Origin of the sequence: Bradyrhizobium sp. RT6a (genome assembly GCF_040547675.1) — a bacterium.
In the GTDB taxonomy this organism is placed as follows: Bacteria; Pseudomonadota; Alphaproteobacteria; order Rhizobiales; family Xanthobacteraceae; genus Bradyrhizobium.
The window spans coordinates 1,100,878-1,118,008 of sequence record NZ_JBEPQC010000001.1; the positions used below are offsets into that span (position 1 = coordinate 1,100,878).

At 65.5% G+C, this 17,131-nt stretch carries 12 protein-coding genes; 6 read left to right on the top strand and 6 right to left on the bottom strand.

Translation table 11 applies throughout. The features are described from left to right. Window positions 1-46: 46 nt before the first annotated feature. Window positions 47-2,377 carry a PAS domain-containing sensor histidine kinase gene (locus ABIC03_RS05370; protein ID WP_027569134.1) on the top strand — a complete coding sequence of 777 codons (2,331 nt, stop codon included), beginning with the start codon at window positions 47-49 and terminating at the stop codon, window positions 2,375-2,377. A 3-nt stretch (window positions 2,378-2,380) separates the two neighbouring features. Here the strand turns inward: ABIC03_RS05370 and ABIC03_RS05375 are convergent, their stop codons facing one another. After that, on the bottom strand, window positions 2,381-3,274 hold the full coding sequence (locus ABIC03_RS05375) for a LysR family transcriptional regulator (protein WP_275167726.1): 894 nt from the start codon (window positions 3,272-3,274) through the stop codon (window positions 2,381-2,383). Between the two features lie 222 nt (window positions 3,275-3,496). On the opposite strand from ABIC03_RS05375, the gene ABIC03_RS05380 reads away from it, so the two are divergent. From ABIC03_RS05380 to ABIC03_RS05400, 5 genes are read left to right on the top strand one after another with little or no spacing between them, the layout of a single operon-like run. Further along, window positions 3,497-3,973: a formate dehydrogenase subunit gamma gene (locus ABIC03_RS05380; RefSeq protein WP_354056140.1), complete on the top strand. Its 477-nt coding sequence runs from the start codon at window positions 3,497-3,499 to the stop codon at window positions 3,971-3,973. Further along, window positions 3,970-5,526, top strand: a complete 1,557-nt coding sequence (locus tag ABIC03_RS05385; RefSeq protein ID WP_354056142.1) for a formate dehydrogenase beta subunit — start codon at window positions 3,970-3,972, stop codon at window positions 5,524-5,526. The genes ABIC03_RS05380 and ABIC03_RS05385 overlap by 4 nt, the downstream gene beginning before the upstream one ends. Before the next feature lie 10 nt (window positions 5,527-5,536). Next, window positions 5,537-8,422 carry a formate dehydrogenase subunit alpha gene (gene fdhF, locus ABIC03_RS05390; RefSeq protein ID WP_354056144.1) on the top strand — a complete coding sequence of 962 codons (2,886 nt, stop codon included), beginning with the start codon at window positions 5,537-5,539 and terminating at the stop codon, window positions 8,420-8,422. A 4-nt stretch (window positions 8,423-8,426) separates the two neighbouring features. Then, on the top strand, window positions 8,427-9,254 hold the full coding sequence (gene fdhD / locus ABIC03_RS05395; RefSeq protein WP_354056146.1) for a formate dehydrogenase accessory sulfurtransferase FdhD: 828 nt from the start codon (window positions 8,427-8,429) through the stop codon (window positions 9,252-9,254). Then, window positions 9,244-9,477, top strand: a complete 234-nt coding sequence (locus ABIC03_RS05400) for a formate dehydrogenase subunit delta (RefSeq protein WP_275167731.1) — start codon at window positions 9,244-9,246, stop codon at window positions 9,475-9,477. The genes fdhD and ABIC03_RS05400 overlap by 11 nt, the downstream gene beginning before the upstream one ends. Here ABIC03_RS05400 and ABIC03_RS05405 read toward each other — a convergent pair. The 5 genes from ABIC03_RS05405 to ABIC03_RS05425 all read right to left on the bottom strand — a co-directional run bounded on the left by ABIC03_RS05405 (window position 9,434) and on the right by ABIC03_RS05425 (window position 17,131). Beyond that, window positions 9,434-12,421: a bifunctional [glutamine synthetase] adenylyltransferase/[glutamine synthetase]-adenylyl-L-tyrosine phosphorylase gene (locus ABIC03_RS05405; RefSeq protein WP_354056148.1), complete on the bottom strand. Its 2,988-nt coding sequence runs from the start codon at window positions 12,419-12,421 to the stop codon at window positions 9,434-9,436. The genes ABIC03_RS05400 and ABIC03_RS05405 overlap by 44 nt on opposite strands. Next, a complete protein-coding gene (locus tag ABIC03_RS05410; RefSeq protein WP_354056150.1) occupies window positions 12,418-13,878 on the bottom strand; it encodes a sensor histidine kinase in 1,461 nt (486 codons plus the stop codon). The genes ABIC03_RS05405 and ABIC03_RS05410 overlap by 4 nt, the downstream gene beginning before the upstream one ends. Continuing rightward, window positions 13,862-14,542 carry a response regulator transcription factor gene (locus ABIC03_RS05415; RefSeq protein ID WP_035969420.1) on the bottom strand — a complete coding sequence of 227 codons (681 nt, stop codon included), beginning with the start codon at window positions 14,540-14,542 and terminating at the stop codon, window positions 13,862-13,864. The genes ABIC03_RS05410 and ABIC03_RS05415 overlap by 17 nt, the downstream gene beginning before the upstream one ends. A gap of 294 nt (window positions 14,543-14,836) precedes the next feature. Continuing rightward, window positions 14,837-16,420, bottom strand: a complete 1,584-nt coding sequence (locus ABIC03_RS05420) for a Do family serine endopeptidase (protein WP_354056152.1) — start codon at window positions 16,418-16,420, stop codon at window positions 14,837-14,839. A gap of 228 nt (window positions 16,421-16,648) precedes the next feature. Beyond that, window positions 16,649-17,131, bottom strand: a complete 483-nt coding sequence (locus ABIC03_RS05425; protein ID WP_275167736.1) for a cytochrome c-type biogenesis protein — start codon at window positions 17,129-17,131, stop codon at window positions 16,649-16,651.

Sequence of the window (17,131 nt, forward strand, 5' to 3'; positions counted from 1 at the left end):
TGCTTCCGAAGTCCAGTTGCAAGCAGGTTTCCAGGGGGCTTTAGGCATGTCGCGTGCAGACGCCGCGAACGCGTGCGTCCAATCCGATTCGATCAAAGGATTGGCGCAATCGATCGCGAAACCTGCCTATCATCGGCTCCTGATCGCGGAGCCAGCGCTGCGCCGTGCCGTGCCGACGCTCATCATCGCGTTCCTGATCACGATCTGCCTCGGCGCATTCGTGCAGGTCGTCGACCAGACGCGCCAGAAGCGACTGGTGATCCGCCACGACATCTCGGCGCTCGCCGACCTGCTCGCCGAGCGGATCGACCGCCTCACCTCCGCGCGACAGGAGCGGCTGAAGAACATCGAGAGCCTGCCGGCGCTGCTGCCCGATCTCATTCCGTCCTGGGGCACCGCCTCGGGCCGCCACGTCATCGTCACCTCGGCCGGACTCGATCGCCGTATCCTCGCCCGTATCCCGGTCGACAGCGATCCCTCGGGCAACGACCGCCTGCTCGACGCAATCACGACGGCGCAACTGCTGGCGGCGCCGCCGCGCGACGGCAACATCTCCGACATGACGCTGCCGAACGGCAATGCCGCGATGGCGACCTCGCGGCAGATCAAGTCGCTGCCCGGCTTCGTGACCGTGATCCAGGAGCGCAACGAGCCGATCTGGGGCTCGGACGCCGCGCTGTCGGTGACGCTGTCGGCCACCACCGGTTTCGTGGTCCTGATCCTCGGCTTCGCCTTCCACTGGCAGTCCACCCGTGCCCGCGAGGGCGACCTGATCAACGACGCCGTGCGCGGCCGGATCGATACCGCGCTCAACCGCGGCCGCTGCGGACTGTGGGACTGGGACCTGTCGCGCGGCCGCATCTTCTGGTCCCAGTCGATGTTTTCGATGCTCGGCCTCGACGGCCGCAACGAGCTCCTCACCTTCGGCGAGGTCAACGCGCTGGTGAAGTCCGACGACATTGACCTGTTCGAGATCGCCGACCAGCTCATCTCCGAGAAGATCGACCACATCGACCAGACCTTCCGCATGCAGCATGTCGACGGCCACTGGATCTGGCTCCGCGTCCGCTGCGAAAAAACCAGCGGCGCGACCGACTCCAGCGTTCACCTGATTGGGATCGCCGTCGACATCACCGAGCAGAAGAGCCTCGCCGAGCGGACCGTGGAAGCCGATCTGCGCCTGCGCGACGCGATCGAGACCATTCCCGAAGCCTTCGTGCTGTGGGATGCGAGCGACCGCCTGGTGCTCTGCAATTCGCACTTCCAGCGCCTGCACAAGCTGCCCGACAGCGCCGTTATCCCCGGCACCTCCTACGAGACCGTGCTCGAGGTCGGCCGCATGCCCGAGGTCCGCACCCGGCACAACGAGACTGCGAGCCAGGGGCCCGGCGCGCGCACCTTCGAGGCGCAGCTCGATGACGGCAGCTGGTTGCACATCAGCGAGCGCCGCACCAAGGACGGCGGCTACGTCTCGGTCGGCACCGACATCACCCGCATCAAGGAGCACGAGCAGAAGCTGGTCGACAACGATCTGCGCCTGCGCGCCACCGTAATCGACCTCAAGCGCTCGCAGGCAGCCCTGGAACGCCAGGCCGGCGAACTCGCCGATCTCGCCGAGAAATACCAGCGTGAGAAGACCCGCGCCGAGGAAGCCAACCAGACCAAGTCGAAATTCCTCGCCAATATGAGCCACGAGCTGCGTACGCCGCTGAACGCGATCATCGGCTTCTCCGAGATCATGGGCTCGGGCATGTTCGGCGAACTCGGCTCGGAGAAGTACCAGGAATACTGCCACGACATCCTGACCAGCGGGCATTATCTGCTCGAAGTCATCAACGACATCCTCGACATGTCCAAGATCGAGGCGGGCCGCATGAAGCTCGACATGGAAGAGCTCGACCTGGCGCAAACGCTGGCGGAATCCCTCCGGGTCGTCACCGGCCGCGCGCAGGACAAGCACCTGACGCTCGACGCCGACATTGCAAAGTCCATCTCCGTCGTCGCTGACCGCCGCGCCACCAAGCAGATCATCGTCAATTTGCTCTCCAACGCCGTGAAGTTCACGCCCGACGGCGGACGCATCGTGGTGCGCAGCCGGCAGCTCGACGACAGGATCGTACTGATGATCGCCGACACCGGCATCGGCATCGCGCCGCATTCGCTGGCGCGGCTCGGCCGCCCGTTCGAGCAGGTCGAGAGCCAGCTCACCAAGACCTATCACGGCTCGGGACTGGGGCTGGCGATCGCCCGCTCACTGGCGCAGCTTCATGGCGGCTCGATGCGGCTGCGCTCCAAGCTCGAGGTCGGCACCGTCGTGCGCGTCACCCTGCCCCGCGACGCGATCAAGTCGGCGTCCGGAATATCGGCCGCGGCTTGATTGCTACGATTGCAGCGACGGCGCGACTTCCCGCGCGACGTTGACCAGCGCCGCAATCAGCGGCGTCATCGGATCACGCTGCGGGATCACCATGCCGATGCTGTAATTGACATCGGGATCGGTGATCGGGATCGATCGCACGGTATCGGAAAGGCCGAGCGTCTCGGCGAGCTTGGCCGGCATCACGCTGGCCCAGCGTCCCGTTTTCACATGCGTGAACAGCACGAGCAGCGAATTCGAGGTCAAGGTCGGCGTCGCCTCGGCGCCGACCGAACGTAACGCGCGGTCGATGATGCGGCGGTTCTGCATGTCGGGTGTCAGCAGGCACAGCGGCACCTGCCCGACCTCCTTCCACGTCACCGTCTCGCGATCGCCGAACATTCCATCCGGCGCGGTGAGCAGACGATAGCTCTCGCTGTAGAGCGGGATGGTGCGCACCTTACCGATCGGCTCGTTCTCGATATAGGTCAGCCCCGCATCCACCTCGAGATTCTCGAGCAACCCCAGCACCTCCGATGAGGTGGTGGACTGGATGCGGAAACGCACCTCGGGATGCCTGGCACGGAACGGCGTCGTCAGCGCGGCGACCATGCCCAGCACGGTAGGGATTGCGGCAATACGGATCTCGCCGGAGAGCTGATGCTTCAGCCCGTTGATCTCATCACGCATCGCGCGGGCATCGCCGACGATCCGCCGCGCCCAATCCAGCGCCCGCTCGCCTTCCGGCGTAAAACCCTGGAAACGGGAGCCGCGCTGGACCAGCATCACGCCGAGGATCTCCTCGAGCTGCTTCAGCCCGGTCGACATCGTCGGTTGCGTCACGCCGCACATTTCGGCAGCCCGGCCGAAATGCCGTTCCTTCGCCAGCGCCAGCAGCAGTTCAAGCTTGTCGAGCAACCGTTCGTCCCCCGGATCGTGTGGTGGCATGCAAGCTAGCATGCCCTCCCCCTCCCAACACGCAAAAACCGCCCGGCGGACGGCTCCAATCGCAATTCCAAATCGAATGATTGCCATCGCAAATCGATCGGAATCCGCAATCGCAGCATGAGACAGCTTTATTGATCTTCGAACGATTCCAAATAGTTTGCCCTGAGCAGACGCTCCGGTTGAGAACGAAGAATGACAGCGGTTTTTGAGCCTTGGGACGAAACGCGCGGCGCCGAGATCATCGCCGAACACAGCAAGCAGGAAGGCGCGACGCTGGTGATCCTGCACGCGCTCCAGGAGGCGTTCGGCTACGTGCCGGCGGCAGCCATTCCCATGGTGGCGCAGGCGCTCAACCTGTCCCGCGCCGAAGTGCATGGCGTGTTCACGTTCTATCATGATTTCCGCCACAAGCCGGCCGGTCGCCATGTGCTGAAACTTTGCCGCGCGGAGGCCTGTCAGGCGGCGGGCGGCGACGCGCTGGCTGCGCGTGCGGAGGCGAAGCTTGGCGTCTCGCTCGGCCACACCACGGCCGATGACCGCGTCACGCTGGAGCCGATCTACTGCCTCGGACTGTGCGCAACCGCGCCGTCCGCGATGCTCGACGGCCGGCTGATCGGCCGACTCGATGAAAAGCGCATCGATGCTCTCGTTGCGGAGGCGCAGCGATGAGCATCCGTCTATATGTCTCTCGCGATGCGGGTGCGCTTGCGGTCGGCGCCGACGAAGTCACGCTGGCGCTGGAGCAGGCTGCAGCCAAGCGTGGCATTGCCATCGAGATCGTCAGGACCGGCTCGCGCGGCCTGTACTGGCTCGAGCCGCTGGTCGAAGTCGCGACGCCGCAGGGCCGGATCGCGTTCGGCCCTGTGACCGAGACCGATGTGCCCTCCCTGCTCGACGCGCTCGCGAGCAACACGCCGCATCTGCTGCGGCTTGGGGCCACCGACGAGATCCCCTGGCTCAAGCGCCAGACCCGCCTGACCTTCGCGCGCTGCGGCGTGATCGACCCGCGCTCGCTCGACGACTACCGCGCCCATGGCGGCTACAAGGGCCTGGAGCGCGCGCTCTCGCTCGGCTCGGAAGCGATCCTCAATGAAGTGACCGCGTCCGGCCTGCGCGGCCGCGGCGGCGCAGGCTTCCCGACCGGCATCAAGTGGAAGACGGTCGCGCAGACGAAAGCGGATCGCAAGTTCATCGTCTGCAACGCCGACGAAGGCGACAGCGGCACCTTCGCCGACCGCATGATCATGGAAGGCGATCCCTTTCTCGTCATCGAGGGCATGACGACCGCGGGGATCACCGTCGGCGCGACCAAGGGCTACATCTACATCCGCAGCGAATATCCGCATGCCGTCGAGGCGATGAATGCGGCCATCCAGGCTGCCAAGCGCGGCGGCTATCTCGGCGTGAACATCGGTGGCTCCAAGCACAGCTTCGATCTCGAAGTGCGGGTCGGTGCCGGTGCTTACGTTTGCGGCGAAGAGACCTCGCTGCTGGAAAGCCTCGAAGGCCGTCGTGGCATCGTGCGCGCAAAGCCGCCACTGCCCGCGCATCACGGCCTGTTCGGCAAGCCGACCGTCATCAACAACGTGCTGTCGTTCGCCGCCATCCCCTTCATCCTGGCCGAGGGCGCCAAGGCCTATGCCGATTTCGGTATGGGCCGCTCGCGCGGCACGATGCCGATCCAGCTCGCCGGCAACATCCGCCACGGCGGGCTGTTCGAGACGGCGTTCGGCGTGACGCTCGGCGAGCTCGTCGACGACATCGGCGGCGGCACGTTCACGGGCCGTCCGGTCCGCGCGGTGCAGGTCGGTGGTCCCTTGGGCGCCTACTTCCCGCGCGCGCTGTTCGACACACCGTTCGACTACGAGGCCTTCGCCGCGCGCGACGGCCTGATCGGCCATGGCGGTATCGTCGTGTTCGACGATCGTGTCGACATGCGCAAGCAGGCGCGTTTCGCCATGGAGTTCTGCGCCATCGAATCCTGCGGCAAGTGCACGCCGTGCCGGATCGGATCGACCCGCGGCGTCGAGACCATCGAGAAGATCATCAACGGCGAACGCGTTAGCGAAAACCTCGCACTCGTCGAAGATCTCTGCAACACCATGAAATTCGGCTCGCTCTGCGCGCTCGGCGGCTTCACGCCCTACCCCGTGCTCAGCGCATTGAAGCACTTCCGGGAGGATTTCGTCCCGGCCCCGACCACGCTTCAGGCCGCGGAATAGGAGAACGACAATGTCTCTGATCGAAGAAATCGACTTCGGTACACCGCGCTCGAAATCGGAAACAATGGTCACGCTAACAATCGACGGCAACCAGGTCACGGTGCCCGAGGGCACCTCGATCATGCGAGCGGCGATGGACGCTGGCCATCAGATCCCGAAACTCTGCGCGACCGACATGGTTGATGCGTTCGGCTCGTGTCGCCTTTGCGTCGTCGAGATCGAGGGCCGCGCCGGAACGCCGGCCTCCTGTACCACGCCTGTCATGTCCGGCCTGATCGTGCACACCCAGAGCGAACGGCTCAAGAAGCTGCGCAAGGGCGTGATGGAGCTCTACATCTCCGACCATCCGCTCGACTGCCTCACCTGCGGTGCCAACGGTGATTGCGAGTTGCAGGACATGGCGGGCGCCGTAGGCCTGCGCGACGTGCGTTACGGCTATGAGGGCGAGAACCACGTCTTCGCCAAGACACCCGGCAAGTCCAATGGCGAGATCAACGCCGCCTGGATGCCGAAGGACGAGTCCAACCCGTACTTCACCTACGATCCCTCCAAGTGCATCGTCTGCTCGCGCTGCGTCCGCGCCTGCGAGGAGGTGCAAGGCACCTTCGCGCTCACGATCTCCGGCCGCGGCTTCGACAGCCGCGTCTCGCCCGGCATGAGCGAGAGCTTCCTCGGCTCCGAATGCGTCTCCTGCGGCGCGTGCGTGCAGGCCTGCCCGACCGCGACGCTGACCGAGAAATCCGTGATCGAGATCGGCCAGCCCGAACACTCGGTCGTCACCACCTGCGCCTATTGCGGCGTCGGCTGCGCCTTCAAGGCCGAGATGCGCGGCGAGGAAGTCGTCCGCATGGTGCCGTACAAGGACGGCAAGGCCAATCGCGGCCATTCCTGCGTCAAGGGCCGCTTCGCCTGGGGGTACACAAACCACAAGGAGCGCATCCTCAACCCGATGATCCGCGAGCGGATCGAGGATCCCTGGCGCGAAGTGTCGTGGGACGAGGCGTTCTCGTTTGCCGCCGAAAGGATGCGCGGGATCCAGAAGGAATACGGCCGCGACGCCATCGGCGGCATCACCTCGTCCCGCTGCACCAATGAAGAAACCTATTTGGTGCAGAAGCTGATCCGCGCCGGCTTCGGCAACAACAATGTCGACACCTGCGCCCGCGTCTGCCACTCCCCGACCGGCTATGGCCTCTCGACTACGTTCGGTACCTCCGCCGGCACGCAGGATTTCGACTCGGTCGAGGACACCGACGTTGTCGTCGTCATCGGTGCCAACCCCGCTTCGGCCCATCCGGTGTTCGCCTCCCGCCTGAAGAAGCGACTGCGCCAGGGCGCCAAGCTGATCGTGATCGATCCGCGCCGCACTGAGATGGTCGAATCGCCGCATGTGAAGGCGCTGCACCTGCCGCTGATGCCCGGCACCAACGTTGCGGTGATGACGGCACTGGCGCATGTGATCGTCACCGAAGGTCTCGTCGACGAAGCCTTCGTGCGCGAACGCTGCGACTGGAGCGAGTTCGAGGAATGGGCGGCGTTCGTCGCCCAGCCGAACAACAGCCCGGAAGCCACCGCCATCCTCACCGGCGTCGATCCGAACGATCTGCGCCAAGCAGCGCGCGTCTACGCCACCGGCGGCAATGGCGCGATCTATTACGGTCTCGGCGTCACCGAGCACAGCCAGGGCTCGACCACCGTGATTGCGATCGCGAACCTCGCGATGGCCACAGGCAATATCGGTCGCCCCGGCGTCGGCGTGAACCCGCTGCGCGGCCAGAACAACGTGCAGGGCTCCTGCGACATGGGCTCGTTCCCGCACGAGCTTCCCGGCTATCGCCACATCTCAGGCGATGCCGTGCGTGACCAGTTCGAGGCGCTGTGGAACGTCAAGCTTAACCCCGAGCCCGGCCTGCGCATTCCCAACATGTTCGACGCCGCGGTCGAAGGCACGTTCATGGGGATCTACGTGCAGGGCGAGGACATCCTGCAATCTGATCCCAACACCAAGCATGTGGTGGCGGCACTGTCGGCGATGGAATGCGTCATCGTCCACGACCTCTTCCTGAACGAGACCGCGAACTACGCCCATGTGTTCCTGCCGGGCTCCAGCTTCCTCGAGAAGGACGGCACCTTTACCAACGCCGAGCGCCGCATCCAGCGCGTCCGCAAGGTGATGACGCCGAAGAACGGCCTCGCCGACTGGGAGGTCACCATCGGCCTTGCCAAGGCCATGGGCTTCGAGATGACCTACAGCCATCCTTCCGAGATCATGGACGAGATCGCGGCGCTGACCCCGACCTTCGCCGGCGTCTCCTATGCCAAGCTCGACGAGCTCGGCTCGGTGCAGTGGCCCTGCAACGAAAAGGCGCCTGAGGGCACGCCGGTGATGCATATCGACGGCTTCGTCCGTGGCAAGGGCAAGTTCGTCGTCACCGAATATGTCGCGACCGACGAACGCACCGGCCCGCGCTATCCGCTGCTGCTCACCACGGGCCGCATTCTCAGCCAGTACAATGTCGGCGCGCAGACCCGGCGCACCGAAAACGTGGTCTGGCATGCCGAGGATCGGCTGGAGATCCATCCGCACGATGCCGAACAGCGTGGCGTGCGCGACGGGGACTGGGTGCGGCTGAAGAGCCGCGCCGGCGAGACCACGCTGCGTGCGGAGATCACCGATCGCGTCGCGCCGGGCGTCGTCTACACCACGTTCCACCATCCGGACACGCAGGCCAACGTCATCACAACCGACTATTCGGACTGGGCGACCAACTGCCCCGAATACAAGGTCACGGCGGTGCAGATTTCGCCGTCGAACGGCCCGTCTGACTGGCAGAAGGCCTACGACGCGCAGGCGCGGCATTCCCGCCGCATCGCGCCGGCCGAGGCCGCGGAGTAGCGGCATGCACGTGCCGGTCCAGGCTATCGACCGTGAGATCTGGCGCGACGGTGTCGCGTCCGAAGGAGCGCGGTTGATCCCGGAGGAGACGCCGCTGGCGCTGACCTACAATGGCGGCACCTACGCCGTCATGATGGGAACGCCGCAGAACCTCGAGGATTTTGCGGTTGGCTTCAGCCTGGATGAAGGCATCATCAAATCCGTTGATGACATCAAGTCACTCGAGGTGGTCCGCCTAGACGAGGGCATCGAGCTGCGCATGTGGCTTGCGTCGGAGGATGCCGCGCGCATCAGCGAGCGCCGCCGCCACATCGCCGGCCCGACCGGCTGCGGCATTTGCGGCATCGACTCGATCGCGGAGGCCGTGCGCCCTGCCGCTGTCGTGCCGCACGGGCACAGCTTCACGCCGCAACAGATCATGACTGCGATGCAGGCCATCGCCCCGCTGCAATCGATCAACATGCAGACGCGCGCGGTTCACGCCGCGGCGTTCTGGTCGCCATCGCATGGCATTGTGGCGCTCCGCGAGGACGTCGGCCGCCACAACGCGCTCGATAAGCTTGCCGGCTCTCTGGCGCGGAGCCGGACGGACGCAAGCGCCGGCATGGTCCTGCTGACAAGTCGTGTCTCGGTCGAGATGGTGCAGAAGACCGCCGCCATCGGCGCGCCGGTGATGGTCGCCGTCTCCGCGCCGACCGCACTTGCGGTGCGCACCGCGGAGGCCGCCGGCATCACGCTGATTGCCATTGCCCGCCAGGACGGGTTCGAAGTATTTTCGCATGGCGGCCGGGTTGTCGCCCGTCATGCCACGGAGGTTGCCGATGTCGCCTGACCGCCTGATCTACATGGCCAACCAGATCGGCACGTTCTTCCGGAGTCAGGGTCACGACAAGGCCGTGCCGGGGATCGCCGACCACATCAAGAAGTTCTGGGATCCGCGGATGAAGCGCGCGATCTTCGCCCATCTCGACGCCGGCGGCGCGGGCCTCGAGCCGAACGTGCTTGAGGCACTCACTTCGCTGAAGCCGACGACGTCCCTTCCAGCAGCGCCCTGAAGACGCGGCGCACCTCGCTCTGCGTCTCCTTCACGCGCGCCTCCAGCGAGGAGAAATGCGGCGCATCGCCCGCGCGTGCCATCACGCGCAGGAGGTCGGTGCCCGCGGTTTCCGGCTTGAACCGATCGTTGACGCAGAGCCGCAGGATCTGCGTCAAATCGTGATAGAGCCGCGCTGCGGCACGCAATATCTCGGTCTCCGATTGTGCGAGCACGCCGAGCCTGCATGCATTTTCCAGCACCTGCGTCGTGGCGACGTCGAGAATCTCCGGTTTCTCGTGAGCATGCACGAGCTGGAGATATTGCGCGATGAAGTCGATGTCGACCATGCCGCCGGCCGCATATTTGAGGTCCCAGCAATCAGCTTCGCCCTTCTCCTGGGCGATCGCACGCCGCATATCGGCAACATCGTTGGCGGTGATTCCGGCGTCGCGGCGGCGGGTCAGGACATCGCGGATGACGCGCTCGATCCGTTGCCGGAATTCGGGCGAACCCGACACGACGCGCGCGCGCGTCAGCGCCATGTGCTCCCAGGTCCAGGCCTCGTTTGCCTGGTAGTCCGCGAACGAGACGAGGCTCGAGGCCACGGGGCCGGCACGTCCCGAGGGGCGCAGCCGCATGTCGATCTCGTAGAGCACCCCGTAATTGGTGCGCGTCGTGAACGCGCTGATCAGGCGCTGGGTGAAGCGCGCGAAATAGTGAGCACCTTGCAATGACTTCGCACCGTCGGAGTCCGGATTGTCGCTGTCGAAATCGTAAAGCAGGATCAGGTCGAGATCGGACGACGCGGTCATCTCGCGGCTACCGAGCCGGCCCATCGCGATGATCGCGGTCTCCTGGCCCCTGATCCGGCCGTGCTGGGCGGCGAAGCGGTCGGCGACGAGACCATGCACGGTATGCACGATGCCCTCGGCGACGTCGGCAAATGCGGTGCTCGCCTGCTGCGCCGAGACCGTGCCCGAGAGAATTCGCGTACCGATCAGGAACAGGCTCTCCTGCCCGAAGAGGCGCAGGCGGTCGAGAAACTCTTCGTAAGAGCCGGCGTCCTGCACTGTACTCGCGAGCCGCCCCGACAATTCCTGCCGGTCGGGCATGGCGCCGAAGAAGCGCGGATCGATCAGGCCGTCCATGAGCTGCGGCTGCCGCGCCAGCATCTCGCCGAGCCGGGGCGCCGCGCCCAGCACCAGGGCCACGAGCGCGACGAGATCGCGGTTCTGACCGAGCAGCGTGATCAGCCGGCCGCCGCGCTGGAGCGCCCCAAGGAAATGGTCGAACGCCACGACGGCCCGATCCGGCTCCTCGGCATGAGCGAGACCGTCGATCAGGGCCGGCACGAACTCGACGAATGCGTTGCGCGTCGCCTCGACGCGGAAGACGCGGTACTCGCCAGTGATCCAGTCGCGCACGGTCTGCGCGACGGCGGCAGGCTTCTTGAAGCCTAGCGTCGCCAGATGCTGAAGCAGCCGCGGATCGTCGGGACCCGCACTGTAGTCGAGCGCCGGAAGCTTGGCCGTGCCGGTCGGATCGTCGCCCTCGAAAAGTTTTTCGTAGTGGCCCTGGACGATCTCGAGCTGGCGTAAAAGGTCGCGGGCAAAGGCCTCGCGATCCGGATAGCCGAAGAACCAGGCGAAACGCTCGACCGCCTCCTTATCCTCGGGCAGCGTGTGGGTCTGCTCGTCGGCGATCATCTGGAGGCGATGCTCGACCCGGCGCAGGAATTGGTACGCCGTGGTCAGTTCGTCACGCGCCGCAAATGTGATCCAGTTGCTGGAAGCGAGCACGCCAAGCGCGGCGAGCGTCGGCCGCACGCGCAACTCGGGATGTCGCCCCCCGGCGATCAATTGCTGGGTCTGGGCGAAGAACTCGATCTCGCGGATTCCGCCGCGCCCGACCTTCACGTTATGCCCTTCGACCGCAACCTCGCTCTGGCCGCGATAGGTCTGCATCTGTCGCTTCATGTCGTGAACGTCGGCAAGCGCGGCGAAGTCGAGATGCTTGCGCCAGACGAAGGGCGCGATCTCCGCGAGCAGCGCCTTACCCGCCTTGGGATCGCCGGCGCAGGCTCGCGCCTTGATCATCGCGGCGCGCTCCCAGGTACGCCCTTCCCGCTCATAATAGTTCAGCGCGGCGTCGCGCGAAATCGCCACCTGCGTCGAGGACGGATCGGGACGCAGGCGCAGATCGACGCGGAAGACATAGCCGTCATAGGTGCGCTGCTGGAGAATGCGTGCCATCCCCTGCGTCACCCTCACGAAGAATGGCTGGGGTTCGATATCCGCGGCCAGCGTCGTATGGTCGGGATCGAAGAACACGATGAGATCGATGTCGCTGGAATAGTTCAGCTCGCCTGCGCCCATCTTGCCCATCGCAAGCACGATCAGCCCGCAGCCCTCCTCCGGCGCCTCGGGATTGGACGGCAAGAGCTTGCCACGTGCGGCTTCCTGCCGCAGGAGGTATTGAAGCGCCGCCCGCACCGAGGACACCGCGACATCGGTGAGCGCTGCGGTCACCCGCATCACCGGCCAGACCCCGCCGATGTCGCACAGTGCGATCAGCAGCGCGGCCTCCGCCTTCATGCGGCGAAGCAGCCGCATCACCTCGGCTTCATCGGATGCCGCTAGCACGGCGCCGTTCGCCTCCGCGACCAGCGCGGCGAGATGCGCATCCGGATCGCATTCCAGCAGCCGGATCAGGCGCTGTGGATCAGCGCGCACCAGCTCGAACAGATAAGGCGAGAATTCCGCGATGCCGGCCAGGATGTCCCGCGCGAAGGGCTGAGCCAACAGCGCTTCAAGACGGGTGAATTGCGCGGGCTCGAGCTCGGCCAGCCAGCTTTCAAAACGTCCTTGGTCGGTGACGGAAGCGGCAATATGGGGAGCCTCCGCGAAGCGTGCGGCAAGTCTCTCACCATGCTTGTCCGCGTTTCCCGGCGCGGAATGGTTCATGCCACCTTCTGTGGCACATCCTGCATTGGCGGAGCAACCCTGTCGCCGACCCCCGCTCGCGCCGGCAGTACCAGCGTGGCGACAAGCCCGGGCTGGGCGTCACCCAACCTCAACTCACCACCATGCAATGTCGCGACCGCGGAGGCGAGACTGAGGCCGAGGCCGGATCCAGGCAGCGTGCGGCTCACTTCCAGCCGCACGAATCGTTCCACCACATGCTTGCGGTCGGCTTCGGGGATGCCGGGACCGCGATCGGTGACGCTGAGGAGCACCTGATCGCCCTCGCGCCTCGATTCGATCGTGATCTGCCTGCCCTCCATGCTGACCACAGTTCCCGCCGGCTGCGCGGCCGGCTTGCCGTATTTGATCGCATTCTCGACAAGATTGGCGAGAGCCTGGCTGATCAACTCGCGGTTGGCGTGAACCGGCGTCGGCTCGCACCTGACCTTCAAGGTCATGCCGTCGTCTTCAGCCAGCGGCTCGTAGAGCTCGTGAATACCGTTGGCGACGTCGGCGGCGTCGAAATCATCCATGTTGCCGCGCGCCTGCCCTGACTCGGCGCGCGCGATCATCAGAAGCGCGTTGAAGGTGCGGATCAGCCCGTCGGATTCCTCGATGGTCCGTTCCAGCGCGGCGCGGTAATCTCCCTCGCCGCCCGATTTCGCCAGCGCCTCCTCGGCGCGGTTACGCAAGCGCGTCAGCGGCGTCTTGAGGTCATGGGCGATATTGTCGGAGACCTCCTTCAATCCCGCCATCAACGCTTCGATACGCTCCAGCATGGCGTTGAGATTTTCGGCGAGGCGGTCGAGCTCGTCGCCGCTACGCCCCACCGGCAGGCGTTCGCTGAGATCGCCGGTCATGATGCGATGGGCCGTGCCACTCATCGCATCGATGCGCCTGAGCACCCTGCGCGCCACGAAGATGCCGCCGCCCAGGCCGAGCACAACGACGATCAGGATCGACCATTGCGCGGCCTTCGCCACGATGCCGAACAGCCGTCGCCGCTCGGCCAGATCGCGTCCGATCAGAAGCCGGAAGCCGTTTTCCAATTCGGTGACGCGAACGAGCGCAAGATGGTCCCGATCATCGGCATCCTCGATCCGCCGGTAGGCGGTCTCCGACCAGCCGCGCGTCGCCATCACGCCGGGCGCCAGCGAGCCGACATTGCCGGCGATCGACTGGCCCGTCGGCGTCGTCACCAGATAGAGGTTGGCGCCCGGCCGCAACGCCCGGTACTCGATCGCGAGCACGAGAGCACGTAAGCCGCGGCGGCCGTAGATCTCGTTGATCTCCGACGTCTCGGCATTGACCGTCTGCGTGATTTCCTCGGTGATCAGCCGCCGCGTATTCCAGGCGAAATAGGCCAGCAGCGAGGCCGCGAACATCGCGAACAACAGCAGATAGACCAGCGTCAGCCGGAATGCCGTGGTGCGGACGAGTTTACCGAATGCCGTCACGGATCATATATCCCGCGCCGCGAATGGTGTGCAGCAGCGGCCGCTCAAAACCCTTGTCGATCTTGGAGCGCAGCCGCGAAATGTGCACGTCGATCACGTTGGTCTGCGGATCGAAATGATAGTCCCAGACGTTCTCCAGCAGCATGGTGCGGGTCACCACCTGGCCCGCATGCTTCATCAAATATTCGAGCAGGCGGAATTCGCGCGGCTGCAGCGTCAACTCGTCCTTGCCGCGCGCAACGCGGTGGGAGAGCCGGTCGAGCTCGAGATCGCCGACGCGGTACAGCGTGTCCTCGGCCGGACCGCCGCGGCGGCGCGACAGCACCTCGACGCGGGCCAACAGCTCGGCGAAGGAATAGGGCTTCGGCAGATAGTCGTCGCCGCCGGCGCGCAGGCCCTTGATGCGGTCGTCGACCTGGCCGAGCGCGGAGAGAATCAGCACCGGAGTCGAATCGTCCTTGTCGCGGAGCGCGCCGATCACCGACAGGCCGTCGCGCTTGGGCAGCATGCGGTCGACTACCAGCACGTCGTAATCGCCGTTCTCGGCCATGGCGAGGCCTTCCTCACCGTCCGCGGCGTGGTCGGCAATGTGCCCGACCTCGCGAAACGCCTTCACGAGGTAGTCGGCGGATTCGCGGTCGTCTTCGATGATGAGGAGGCGCATCGTGCGTTCGGCAACGGTCAAGGGAGTGAACCTTCTCTAAACATGGCGCGAGCGGCAATCGCATGCAAGCCGAGTGAGAGACTCTGGCGTCGAGAAAAAGGCGGGCGGTGAAGCTGGGGGGACTTCACCGCCCTAGGCCTTCCGACGGAGGGGGGCGTATTCCACCGGAAGGTAGACAGGGGAAGCAAACGTTGCGCTGCTCCCCCGAAGGGCGCCGTCGGCGGGGGCGACTGATGCCGGCGACACCCTTCATCTCGGAGGCCTCCTGAGGCCTGGCCCTGGGTCAGCCCTTGGTTAACCCTTGGCGATGGGCACGGCGACGAAGCGCGACTGGCCGCCGCTCTTCACCCGCATCAGGACGCTGTTCTTGTTGTCGGTCCGCGCCGTGTTGATGGCGTCGCGGACTTCGCCGGCGGTGCTCACGCTCTTGCCGCCGACTTCGAGAATCACGTCACCTTCCTTGAAGCCGCGTTCGGCAGCCGCGCTCTTCGGATCGACTTCGGTGATCACGACGCCTTCCTTGCCGGCACCGGCCACGGAATCGGCGGGCGCGACGGTCATGCCAAGCTTAGGCACGTCGGTGCCGCGGCTCGCGCCCTTGCCGCTGTCCTTATCGATGTCCGCCTTGGCCTCGATCGTGTTCGGCAGCTGGCCGAGGGTGAGGTTCACCACCTTGTCCTGGCCCTTGTGCAGCACGTTGAGCTTCACGGTCGCGCCGGGCGCCAGGCCGCCAATGGTACGGGCGAGCTCGCGTGCGTCCTTGACCGGTTCGCCGTTGACCGACGTGATCACGTCACCGGACTCGATGCCGGCCTTGGCGGCCGGACCATTCGCCTGCGGCTCTGCAACCAGCGCACCTTCGGCCTTCTTCATGCCAAGGCTGTCGGCGATGTCGGATGTCACCGGCTGAATCTGCACGCCGATCCAGCCGCGGCTGACCGAGCCCTTGTCCTTGAGCTGCGCAACCACGCTCTTCACAGTGCTCGCGGGAATCGAGAACGCGATGCCGACGCTGCCGCCGGAAGGCGAGTAGATCGCGGTGTTGACGCCCATCACCTCACCGTTGGTGTCGAAAGCCGGACCGCCGGAATTGCCCTTGTTCACGGGCGCGTCGATCTGGATGAAATCGTCATAGGGGCCGTTGCCGATGTCGCGGCCGCTGGCCGAAACGATGCCAGCAGTCACGGTGCCGCCGAGGCCGAACGGGTTGCCGACCGCGAGCACCCAGTCGCCGATCCGCGGCTTGCCCTCGGCAAGCTTCGCGAACGGGAAGTTCGAGCTGCCCTCGACCTTGATCAGGGCGAGGTCGGTGCGCTGGTCGGTGCCGATCACCTTGGCGGTGTAGGTCTTGCCGTCGTCGGTGGTAACTTCGACCTTGTCGGCGCCGTCGACCACGTGGTTGTTGGTCACGGCGAAGCCATCAGCCGAGATGAAGAAGCCGGAGCCCTGGCCCTGCACGACGCGGCCACGACCGCCACCACCCTTCAGGCCCGGCATGCCATCCGGACCGCCGAAGCGGCGGAAGAACCGCTCCATCGGCGAGCCCGGCTGGAACGGCGACTGCGCGTCATCGCCGTCATCGTTGCTCGCGGACTTCTCCTTCATGTTGACCTTCACCGAAATCACCGAGGGCTTCACGCGCTCGACCACATCGGCGAAACCGACGGGACGTTCGACCTTGCGGACCTCGTTGTTGACCTGTGCATGCGCCGGGCTTGAGAACAGGTCGGCCGGCGAGGTCGACGTGCCGAAGCCGTAGACGGCGGCGCCGAGGCCGGCGACGACCGAGGCCATCAGCGCGATCTTGCGGGCCGAGAAAACGGACCGGCGGGGCTGCCGGTAGGACGGAAGGTTCGAGAGGTCGGAACGGTCGGTCATGCAGAGATCTCCAGGGCCTTGAAATCCATTTGGTACCTGACGGCGGCACCTTACGGACCTGAAGATGGGGGCTGCCGCCTTACCGTGCGCTGGCGGCGGGGTTAAACTTTTGTAATGAACGCGTGTGCGGATGCGGCAGTTTATCGCGGCCGAAAATCGCGAACCTGCAGGAACTTAACGAAGTTCCAGGAACGCCCGCGCAGTGCCCGCTTTGATGCAGCGACGAAGCTAACGCGATGTGGCCTCGTCCGACATCAATGCGGCGAGACGCGCCTCTTCCTCGGGCGTGAGCGGCGGAGCTGGGACATCCGCACCATTTCGCGAGCGCCGGCGGATTTGCAGCCATAGCGCCAAGCCGCCGCCAATCAGCAGCAGCGGCGCGAGCAGCCACAGCAGCACGTTCTGGCGCTCGAACCGGGGCTTGAGCAGCACGAACTCGCCGTAGCGCGCGACCAGAAAATCGAGCACTTGCGAATTGCTGTCGCCGGCCGCGATACGCTCGCGCACCAGAAGCCGCAAATCGCGCGCCAGCGGCGCATCGGAATCGTCGATCGACTGGTTCTGGCAGACCATGCAGCGCAGCTCGCGCGACAAGTCGCGTGCACGCGACTCCTTCGCAGGGTCCGACATGATCTCGTCAGGCTGCACGGCATGCGCCGCAGGCAAGGCCAGCAGCATCAGCGCGACGAACGCGGCCATCATCCGGCGCAT